The 11,520-nt window shown below is 75.0% G+C and carries 3 protein-coding genes; all 3 read right to left on the reverse strand.

Annotation, left to right across the window (positions count from 1 at the left end; genetic code table 11):
- Positions 1-8,998 (reverse strand): SDR family NAD(P)-dependent oxidoreductase (locus tag ABZ793_RS34110; RefSeq protein WP_357465028.1); only part of this gene is annotated, 8,998 nt, incomplete at its 3' end.
- A 341-nt stretch (positions 8,999-9,339) separates the two neighbouring features.
- Complete coding sequence (locus ABZ793_RS34115) at positions 9,340-10,197, reverse strand: metallophosphoesterase (protein ID WP_357465030.1); 858 nt, start codon at positions 10,195-10,197, stop codon at positions 9,340-9,342.
- A 159-nt stretch (positions 10,198-10,356) separates the two neighbouring features.
- On the reverse strand, positions 10,357-11,520 hold a 1,164-nt coding region (locus ABZ793_RS34120), incomplete at its 5' end, for a KR domain-containing protein (protein WP_357465032.1).

Consider the following 11,520-nt stretch of genomic DNA (forward strand, 5'->3'; position numbering starts at 1 on the left):
CCGCACCGGAGACGTCACCGACCCGCCACGACCCCACCTCGGGCCAGAACCGCTCCCGCTGGAACGCGTACGTCGGCAGGTCCACCCGCGCCGCGCCGGAGCTGGCGAAGACTGCGGCCCAGTCGACCCGTACGCCCGCGCCGTGCAGCCCGGCCAGCGCGGCGAGCAGCTGGCGGCGGCCGTCCTCGTCGCGGCGCAGCGAGCCGACGACCACGCCGCCGCCGGACCGCCCCGCGTCGGCCCGATCGAGGGCGTCCTGGACGACGACCTTGAGCACGGGGTGCGGGCTGACCTCGACGAAGGCCCGGAAGCCGGCGGCGATCAGCGCGTCGACGACGGGCGCGAGCCGGACGGGCTCGCGCAGGTTCCGGTACCAGTAGTCGGCGTCCAGTTCGGTCGTGTCGAGCAGTTCGCCGGTGACGGTGGAGTGGAAGGCGACATCGGTCGGACGAGCCTCGATCGTGCCGAGGGCGGCCGCCAGGTCGTCGCGGACGGCCTCGACGTGGGCGCAGTGCGACGCGTAGTCGACGGCGATCTCCCGGGCGCGGATGTCGCGCTCGGCGCAGACCGCGAGCAGTTCGGCGACCGACGCGGCGTCGCCGGACACCACGGTCACGGAGGCGCCGTTGAGGGCGGCGACGGAGAGGGTGTCCCCCCACGGGGAGATCAGCTGTTCGGTGTCGGCGGCGGACAGCGGCACGGACACCATGCCGCCCTGCCCGGAGATGGCCAGCAGGCCCCGGCTGCGGGCGACGACGAGCCGCATCGCGTCGGGCAGGGTGAGCGCGCCCGCCGCGCAGGCCGCGGCGATCTCGCCCTGGGAGTGGCCGATGACGGCGTCCGGCACGACGCCGCAGGACCGCCACAGCTCGGCGAGGGAGACCATGACGGAGAACAGCAGCGGCTGGACGACGTCCACCCGGTCCATCGGCGGGGCGTCCGGCGCGGCCCGCAGGACGTCCTCCAGGGACCAGTCGACCAGCCGGCTCAGCTCGGTCTCGCACTCGCGCATCCGGTCCCGGAAGACGGGCGACGACTCCAGCAGGTCGAGGGCCATCCCGGCCCACTGGGAGCCCTGGCCGGGGAAGACGAAGACGACCTTCGGGGTGTCCTCGCCGACGCTGGCGGGCTGGTCGGCCAGGGTCAGCGCGGCGAGCCCGGCGAGCGCGTCGTCCCGGTCGGCGGCGACGGCGACCTGCCGGTACGGGTGGTGGGCGCGGCCGGCGGCGAGCGAGTACGCGACGTCGACGAGGTCGAGGTCCGGTTGGTCGGCGAGCCGCTCCCGGAGCCGGGCCGCCTGGTCGCGCAGCGCCCGGGGGCTGCGGGCCGAGACGAGCAGCGGCACGGCGTCGGCGGCGACCAGACCGGGCAGCCGGTCGGCCGGCTCGGGGCTGGTCGGCGGGGCGTCGACGGCGGGTGCCTGCTCGATGATGGCGTGGGCGTTGGTGCCGGAGATGCCGAACGAGGAGACAGCGGCGCGGCGCGGCCGGTCGACGGCCGGCCAGGGCGTCGGCTCGGTGGCGAGCGCGACGGCGCCGGCGGTCCAGTCGATGTGCGGGGACGGCTCGTCCACGTGCAGGGTCGGCGGGACGACGCCGTGCCGCATCGCCAGGACCATCTTCATCACACCGGCCACGCCGGCCGCGGCCTGCGTGTGCCCGATGTTCGACTTGACCGACCCCAGCAGCAGCGGCCGGTCCGCCGGCCGGTCCTGCCCGTACGTGGCCAGCAGCGCCTGCGCCTCGATCGGGTCACCGAGGGTGGTGCCGGTGCCGTGCGCCTCGACGGCGTCCACGTCCACGCTCGACAGGCGGGCGTTCGCCAGGGCCTGCCGGATCACCCGCTGCTGCGACGGCCCGTTCGGCGCGGTCAGGCCGTTCGAGGCGCCGTCCTGGTTCACGGCGGTGCCCCGGATGACGGCGAGGACGCGGTGCCCGTGCCGCCGCGCGTCGGAGAGCCGCTCCACCAGCAGCATGCCGACGCCCTCGCCCCAGCCGGTGCCGTCCGCGCCCGCGGCGAACGCCTTGCAGCGACCGTCGGGGGCCAGGCCGCCCTGGCGCGAGAACTCGGAAAACATGCCGGGCTGGGCCATCAGCGCGACGCCGCCGGCCAGGGCCATCTCGCACTCGCCGGAGCGCAGCGCCTGCGCGGCGAGGTGCAGGGCGACCAGCGACGACGAGCACGCCGTGTCGACGGTGACCGCCGGGCCCTCCAGCCCGAACGTGTAGGCCACCCGGCCGGAGGCGACACTGCCGGCGGTGCCGGTGAGCAGGTGGCCCTCCAGGCCCTCCAGGCCGTCGCTGCCGGTGGCGGCGTAGCCGGAGGAGGCGGCGCCGATGAAGACGCCGGTGACGGTGCCGTTCCGGCTGGCCGGGTCGATGCCGGCGTGCTCGAACGCCTCCCACGAGGTCTCCAGCAGCAGCCGCTGCTGCGGGTCCATCGCCAGCGCCTCGCGCGGCGAGATCCCGAAGAACGCCGGATCGAACTCCGCCGCGTCGTACAGGAAGCCACCCTGCCGGGTCGTCGACGTGCCCGCCCGGTCGGCGTCCGGGTCGTACAGGGCGTCGAGGTCCCAACCCCGGTCGGCCGGGAACCCGCCGATCGCGTCCCCGCCCGAGGCGACCAGCTCCCACAGTTGCTCGGGGGTGCTGACGCCGCCCGGGTACCGGCAGGCCATGCCGACGATCGCGACGGGCTCGTCGGCGCCCGCCGCGCCGGTCGCGCGGACGGCGGTCGCCCGAGCCGTGACCTCGCCCAACTGCTCGTGCAGGTGCTCGGCGAGCCGGGCGGGGGTGGGGTAGTCGAAGACGAGGGTGGCGGACAGCCGCAACCCGGTCGCCGAGGCCAGCCGGTTACGCAACTCCACCGACGTCAACGAGTCGAAGCCCAACTCCTTGAACGCCCGACCACCCGGCACCGCCTGCGCCGACGCGTGCCCCAGCACCGCCGCCGCCTGCCCACACACAAGGTCCACCAACAGCCGACGGGCGTCGTCCTGCGACAGCCCGACCAGCCGGTCACGCCAGGAGGAACCGGTCGTGGTGGCAGCGCCACCCGCCTGCCGGCGCCCGACCGCCCGGGCGAGCAGCCGCACGATCGGCGGGACCTGGGCGGCGTCGGCGGTGATCCGCAGCCGCGCCGCCGCGATGTTGGGCAGCGCCTTGGCGGCCGCCGCGTCGAACAGGGCGGCGCCCTCATCGGCGGGCAGGGGGGTCATGCCCAGTCGCCCCAGCCGCTGCTGGTCGTCCCGGTCGAGGTGGGCGGTCATGCTGCTGGTGGTGGCCCACATGCCCCAGCCGATGCTGGTGGCCGGCAGGCCCCGCTCCCGACGGTGGTACGCCAGGGCGTCCAGGAACGCGTTCGCCGCAGCGTAGTTGCCCTGCCCGGGCGAACCCAGGGTGGCCGCGATAGACGAGAACACCACGAACGCGCTCAGGTCCAAGTCGGCGGTCGCCTCGTGCAGCGCCCATGCGCCGTCGACCTTCGGCCCCATCACCGCGCCGACCGCCTCGGCGTCCAGCGACGTGATCGTCGCGTCCGCCAGCACACCCGCGCAGTGCACGACCGCCGTCAACCGATCCGCCCCGGCCACCACGTCCGCCACCTGCTGCGGGTCGCTGACGTCCACCGCGACGGCGTCGACCGTGGCACCCGCCTCGGTCAGCTCCGCGACCAGCGCCGCGTACTCCGTGCCCTCGGCGGGCAGGCGACGCGACGCCAGCAGCAGCCGGCGGGCCTGGCCCGTGCCGACAAGGTGCCGGGCCACCACCCCGGCGAGAGTGCCCGACGCCCCGGTGACCAGCACGGTCCCGTCCGGGTCCACCGGCGCCGGAACCCGCAGCACGACCTTGCCGACGTGGCGGGCCTGACTGATGTGCCGCAACGCCGCCCGCGCCTGCCGCACATCCCACACCCGCACCGGCAACGGACGGAGCACACCCCGCTCGAACAGAGCCAGCAACTCGGCGAGCATCTGCCCGATCCGCACCCCACCGGCCTCGTTCAGATCGAACGCCCGATAGGCCACACCCGGATGCCGCTGCGCCACCTGCTCCGGGTCGCGGACATCCGTCTTGCCCATCTCCACGAACCGGCCACCACGCGGCAGCAGGCGCAGCGACGCGTCCACGAACTCACCCGCGAGCGCGTCCAACACGACGTCCACACCCGCGCCACCGCTGACCGAGGCGAACGTCTGCTCGAACTCCGTCGACCGCGACGACGCGATCCGCTCCTCCGCCACACCCAAACCGCGCAGCACGCCCCACTTGCCCGGGCTGGCGGTCGCATACACCGTCGCACCGAAATGCTGCGCCAACTGGATCGCCGCCATACCGACCCCACCCGCACCCGAGTGGACCAGCACCGACTCCCCCGCCCGCAAACCGGCCAGGTCATGCAACGCGTAGTACGCCGTCAGGAAGACGAGCGGGACGGACGCCGCCTGGGCGAACGACCAGCCGGCGGGGATCTTCGCGATCCGCTCCCGCTCGGCGACGGCCTGGGGGCCGAAGCCGGGCTCGAACATGCCCATCACCCGATCGCCGGGGACCAGGCCGTCGACGCCGGGGCCGACCTCCAGCACGACGCCGGCGCCCTCGCTGCCCATCCTGGCGGCCGGGTCCGGGTACATGCCCAGGGCGATCAACACGTCCCGGAAGTTCACGCCCGTGGCGCGGACGGCGATCCGTACCTGGCCCGGGCCGAGCTTCACCGCCGGGGCGGGCACCAGATCGATGCCATCCAGCGTTCCGGGCCTGACGGGCGCGAGGTGCCAGAGGCCCGTCACCGGCGGCACCAGCTCCGCGCCGGTGAGGCGCGTCAGCCGGGGTACGAGCACGGCGCCCTCACGGATCGCCAGCTGCCCCCCGGTGGGGGCCGGGTCGTCGGCCACGGCGGCGAGGACGGCCAGCGCGTCGGCGTCCGGCTCCCGGTCGAGGTCGGCCAGGACGATCCGGTCCGGGTGCTCCGACTGCGCCGACCGCAGCAGACCCCACACCGCCGCACCCGCGAGGTCGTCGACCCGGTCCTCGTCGCGGGCCACCACCGCGCCCCGCGTCACCACCACCAGCCGCACGTCCGCCAGCGACTCGACGGCCAACCACGACTGCACCACCGCCAGCATCTCGGTCGTCACCGACCGAACCGCTGCCGGAGCCGCCAGATCAGCGGCCACGGGCACCGGCAACAGCACCGCCCTCGGCGCGTGCTCCCCCGCCTCCACGGCCGCCACCAGCGCCGCCACGTCCCCGAACACCGGCACACCCGGCAGCTCGACGCCGCCCAGCACCGCCCAACCCGAGACGTCCCCGGCCGGGGTCACCTCCTCGGCCCGCCACGACACCTCGAACAGCGACCGGTCGGTCCCGGCCGAGGCCGACACCGCGCCCATCTCCCGCAACACGAGCGAGTCCACCGACACCACCGGCGCACCCGACCCGTCCACCGCAACCAGACGCACCCCGGAACCCGCACGGGTCAACCGCACCCGCAACACGGACGCACCCGACGCGTGCACCTGCACACCCTCGAACGCGAACGGCACCCGCGGACCGGAACCGGTCCCGGCGTCGAGCAGCCCGATCGGGTGCAGCGCGGCATCCAGCAGCGCCGGGTGCACCCCGAATCCCGTCGCGTCGCCCGCTGCCTGGTCGGGCAGGGCCACCTCGGCGTACAGCTCGCCGTCGCCGGCCCACACCCGCCGCAACCCCTGGAACACCGGCCCGTACGACAGCCCGTGCTCCGCGAAGGCCGGATACCAGCCGGCCAGTTCCACCTCGGACGCCCCGGCCGGCGGCCAGGCACCGACGGTCGGCTCCTCGGCGGCGGCGGGCTCCAGCACACCCTCGGCGTGCCGGACCCACTCCGCCTCGACGTCCTCCTCCGGCTGCGAGTGCACCGTCACCTGGCGCGCCCCGGACTCCTCCGCCGCGCCGACGCGCACCTGCACCCGCACCGCACCGGACGCCGGCAACGCCAGCGGCGCCGAGACGGTCAGCTCCCGCACCCGCGACGAACCCACCTCGTCGCCGGCCCGCACCACCAACTCCACCAGAGCCGTGCCCGGCACCACCACCGCACCCGACACCACGTGATCGCCCAACCACGGATGCGACGACAACGCCAACCGACCCGTCAACACCACCTCGTCGTCACCCGCCAGGCGCACCGCCGCACCCAGCAGCGGATGACCGGCAACCCCGAGACCCGCACCGGAGACGTCACCGACCCGCCACGACCCCACCTCGGGCCAGAACCGCTCCCGCTGGAACGCGTACGTCGGCAGGTCCACCCGCGCCGCGGAGGTGTCGGCGAACCACGCCTGCCAGGTGACGGGGACGCCGTGGACGTGCAGGTCGCCGAGGGCGACGAGCAGGGCGTGCGCCTCGGGCCGGTCCTTGCGCTGGGCCGCGACGGCGAGCACGTCGTCGTCGCCGGGCAGGATGTCGCCGGTCAGCGCGGTGAGGACGCTCTGCGGGCCGATCTCCAGGAACGTGTCGGCGCCGGCCGCGCGCAGGGCGGCGATCCCGTCGGCGTACCGGACGGCCTCGCGGACGTGCCGGACCCAGTAGTCGGCGGTGCGGATCTCCTCGGGGTCCGCGAGGGCTCCGGTCAGGTTGGACACGATCGGCAGCGTCGGGGCGGAGAACGTCAGCTTGCCGAGGATGCGGCGGAACGTCGCCAGCATCGGCTCCATCAGCGGGCTGTGGAACGCGTGGCTGACCGTCAGCCGCCGCGTCCGGACGCCCCGCTCCCGCCAGGCCCGCGCCACCTCGTCCAGGGCCTCCACCGCACCCGAGACGACGACGGAGGACGGGCCGTTGACCGCCGCGATGCCCAGCCGGTCGGTCAGCCCGTCCAGCGAGGCCAGCACCTCGGCCTCGGGCGCGTTCACCGCCAGCATCCCGCCGCCGGCCGGCAACGCCTGCATCAGCTTGCCGCGGGCCGCGACCAGGGCGCACGCGTCCTTCAGCGTCAGCACCCCGGCCACGTACGCGGCCGTGATCTCCCCGACCGAGTGGCCGCCCACGAAGTCCGGCACGACCCCGAACGACTCCACGAGGCGGAACAGCGCCACCTCGACGGCGAACAGCCCGGCCTGGGTGAACACGGTCTGGTCCAGCAGGCCCGCCTCCGGCGAGCCGTCGGGCGCGAACAGGACCTCACGAAGCGGCTGCGGCAACACCCGGTCCAGGTGCCCGCACACCTCGTCCAGCGCCGACGCGAAGACGGGGAAGGTCTCGTACAACTCGCGGCCCATCCCGGCGCGCTGGGCTCCCTGACCGGAGAACAGCACCGCGAGCGAGCCCCGGTCCCCGGCCTGACCGGCGACCACCGCGCCGGACGGCTCACCGGCCGCCAGGGCACGCAGCCCGGCCAGCAGGTCGTCCCGGCCCGCGGCGGCGACCACGGCCCGGTGGTCCAGGGCTGCCCGGGCGACCACCGACGAGAAGGCCACGTCGAGCGGGCGCAGGACCGGGTCGGCGGCGAGCGCGGCCGCCCACCGCTCGGCCTGGGCCGGCAGGGCGGCGGCCTGGGCGGCCGAGAGCAGCACCGGAACCACCGGGAGCGCGCGCGGGGCGGGCTCGGCGGCCGGCTCGGCCGTGGGCTCGGGCGCCTGCTCCAGGATGAGGTGGGCGTTGGTGCCGCTCATGCCGAACGAGGAGACCGCGGCCCGCCGGGGCCGGTCGTCCGCGTCGGCCCACGGCCGCGCCTCGGTGAGCAGCGAGACGGCGCCGGCCGACCAGTCGATGTGCGGGGACGCGGTCTCGACGTGCAGGGTCGCGGGGAGCAGCCCGTGCCGCATCGCCTGCACCATCTTGATGACCCCGGCGACGCCGGCGGCGGCCTGGGTGTGCCCGATGTTCGACTTCAGCGAACCGAGCCACAGTGGGCGGTCGGTGGGTCGGTCCTGCCCGTACGTCGCGAGCAGCGCCTGTGCCTCGATGGGGTCGCCGAGCCGGGTGCCGGTGCCGTGCGCCTCGACGGCGTCGACGTCGGCGGGGGCGAGGCGGGCGTTCTCCAGGGCTTGGCGGATGACGCGCTGCTGGGCGGGGCCGTTGGGGGCGGTGAGGCCGCTGCTGGCGCCGTCCTGGTTGACGGCGCTGCCCCGGATGACGGCGAGGATGCGTCGCCCGTTGCGCTGGGCGTCGGAGAGCCGTTCGACGAGCAGCATGCCGACGCCCTCGGACCAGCCGGTGCCGTCGGCGTCGGCGGAGAACGCCTTGCAGCGACCGTCGGAGGCGAGGCCGCGCTGGCGGGAGAACTCGATGAAGCCGCCGGGGGTGGCCATGACGCTGACGCCGCCGGCGACGGCGAGGCTGCACTCGCCGTCGCGCAGGGCCTGGCTGGCCAGGTGCAGGGCGACCAGGGACGAGGAGCAGGCGGTGTCGATGGTGACGGCCGGCCCTTCGAGGCCGAACGAGTAGGCGAGCCGGCCGGAGATGACGCTGGCGGCGGTGCCGGTGAGCACGTACCCCTCGGCGCCCTCGGGAAGGCGGCGGAGCACCGTGGCGTAGTCCTGGCCGGCGGTGCCGACGAAGACGCCGGTGCGGCTGCCGCGCAGCGAGTTCGCGTCGATGCCGGCGCGCTCGAACACCTCCCAGGTGGTCTCCAGCAGCAGGCGCTGCTGCGGGTCCATGGCGAGGGCCTCGCGCGGGGAGATGCCGAACAGCGTCGGGTCGAAGTGGCCGGCGTCGCGCAGGAAGCCGCCACGGTCGCTGTACGAGGTGCCGGGGTGGTCGGGGTCCGGGTGGTACAGCGCCGCCAGGTCCCAGCCGCGGTCGTCGGGGAACGTCCCGGTCGCGTCCGCGCCGGCGGCCACCAGGTCCCACAGTTCCTCGGGTGAGCCCACCCCGCCGGGGAACCGGCACGCCATGCCCACGATGGCGATCGGCTCCGGCTCGGAGCTCTCCAGTTCCCGCAGGCGCCGGTGCGCCTGGCGGAGCTCGGTGGTCACCCACTTCAGGTGTTCGAGGAGCTTTTCGTCGTCCGCCATGACCCACCCGCCCGGAGCTTGCTACCGATCAATTCCGCCGAACATTGAGCAAGCCATCGATTCGACTCGGCGTAATTGACCGGAGAGGACCGATGGCGAGAGAACCACCTAGCGCTTCAATGTGTTTCCTCACCGCTGATCACGCGCACGCCACCGCACCGTCCGACCCCGCAATGCCGGCACCTGACCGCCACCGTGTGTGGACGGTACTGAGCGCTGATCTGCGGCCCAACCCCTACGGACCCCTCATTCAGCCGGGCGTGCGGGCCGCCGGACAAACCGAATAAGCGCAGGCCGGAGTGGGTCGCGGCGACGCGCGGCGACGCCCGCTGGAGGGGTGGTCAGGCGGGGCGCCGGGCGGGGGCCGGCAGGATCGACCGGAGTTGTCCCGGCGGGTTGGCGCGGCGTCGCCACTCGCGCGGGTAGCCGACGGAGACCTCCTCGAACCGGATCCCGTCGTACCAGGTGGTGCGGGGGATGTGCAGGTGGCCGTAGACGGCGACGCGGGTGTCGTAGCGCAGGTGCCAGTCCGCAGTGAGGTCGGTGCCGCACCACTGGGCGAACTCGGGGTAGCGCAGGATGCGGGTCGGCTCGCGGACCAGCGGGTAGTGGTTGACCAGGACGGTGGGCAGCCCGCCGCGTTCCGCGTCGAGCCGCCGCTCGGTCTGGATCACCCGCGCCCGGCACCAGGCGTCCCGGCTCGGGTACGGGTCCGGGTGCAGCAGGATCTCGTCGGTGCAGACGACGCCCGTCTCGTGCGCCCGGGCGAGGGCCTGCTCCCGGGTGTACGTGCCGGGGGGCCGCCACGTGTAGTCGTACCCGACGAAGAGCGGGACGATCAGGACGGGGTCGCCGTCGGCGTCCCACACCGGGTACGGATCCTCGGGGGTGACCACGCCGAGGCGGCGGCACAGCTCCACGAGGTGTCGGTAGCGGGCCTCGCCGCGCAGCTGGTTCGGGTCGTCGCGGGGCGTCCACAGCTCGTGGTTGCCGGGCGCCCAGACCACCTTGGCGAAGCGGTCCCGGAGCAGGCCGAGCGCCCACTCGATGTCGGCGACGAACTCGCCGACGTCGCCGGCGACGATCAGCCAGTCGTCGTCGCTGTTCGGGCGCATGGCCTCGACGAGCGCGCGGTTCTCCGCGTACACGACGTGCAGGTCGCTGATCGCGAGTAGCTGGCGGCCGTGGGAGCCGGTCACACGGAACCTCCCGTCCCTCCGGGCACCCGCGTGCACCCCCACCGCCCGTCCGCGCACCGGCGCGGGACGGCATCCGCCTGTCGGGCTCCGACCCTACGGAGCCCGACAGGCGGCGCACACCCCTAGATGCGACCGGCCCACCCCTAGGGCGGGCGACGGTCAGGACTTGCCGAACTCCCGCTGGATGATGTCGAAGATGTCGTCCTCGCTCGCGTCCGCCAGGTCTTCCGCCAGGTCGTCGGCGGGGTCGCTCGCGGGCGCCGGCCGGCTGGCGGCCCGCCACCGGGAGAGCAGGTCCTCCAGCCGGCGGGTGATCTCCGCGTCGTCGCGCTGCTCCGCCGGGGCCGTGCGCAGCAGCTGGTCCAGCCGGTCGATCTCGGCGACGACCGGGGTGGCCGGGGCGGCGGGGGCCAGCTCGGCGCGCAGGTGGTCGGCGAGGGCCGCCGGCGTCGGGTGGTCGAAGACGAGGGTGGTGGGCAGGGCGAGGCCGGTCTCGGCGGTGAGCCGGTTGCGCAGCTCGACGGCGGTGAGCGAGTCGAAGCCGAGTTCCAGGAAGCCCCGCCCGGCGCGGATCGCGGCCGGGGTGCGGTGGCCGAGGACCGTGGCCGCGCTGTGGCGTACGAGGTCGAGCAGGATGCGCTCCCGCTCGGCCGCGCCGGCGGCGGCCAACCGGTCGCGCAGCGCCTGCGGCGCGCCCGCGTCCGACGGCGGGGTCTCCTGCCGGTCGGTCGTCCGGGCCTCGGGGATGCCGCCCAGCAGTGGGCTGGGGCGCAGTGCGGTGAACGAGGCGGCGAACCGGTCCCAGGCCACGTCGGCGACGACGACCGACGTGTCGTCGCGGTCCAGCGCGGCCTGCAACGCGGTGACCGCCAGCTCCGGCGCGAGCGCCGGCAACCCGCGACGGCCGAGCTGCTCCTGCTGCTCGCCGTGGGCCATGCCCGCGCCGGCCCAGGGGCCCCAGGCCACCGCCGTGCCGGCCGCGCCCCGGGCGCGCCGACGCGCCACCAGGCCGTCGAGGTACGCGTTGGCGGCGGCGTAGCCGGCCTGGCCCGCCGAACCCCACACCCCGGCGATCGACGAGAACACCACGAACGCGTCCAGCGCCTCGTCGGACAGCAGCTCGTCCAGGTTCGCCGCACCGTCGACCTTGGCCAGCAGGACGTGGGTCAGCTCGTCGGCGGTCATCTCGGCGAGCGGGGTGGACTGCGCCGCCCCGGCGGCGTGGATCACGGCGCGGACGGGCTCGCCCAGCTCGGCCAGCAGCCCGGCTAGGGCGTCCCGGTCGGCCACGTCGCACGCCGCGATCGTCACCCGCGCCCCCGA

Origin of the sequence: Micromonospora sp. NPDC047465, assembly GCF_040643125.1 — a bacterium.
GTDB lineage: Bacteria > Actinomycetota > Actinomycetes > Mycobacteriales > Micromonosporaceae > Micromonospora.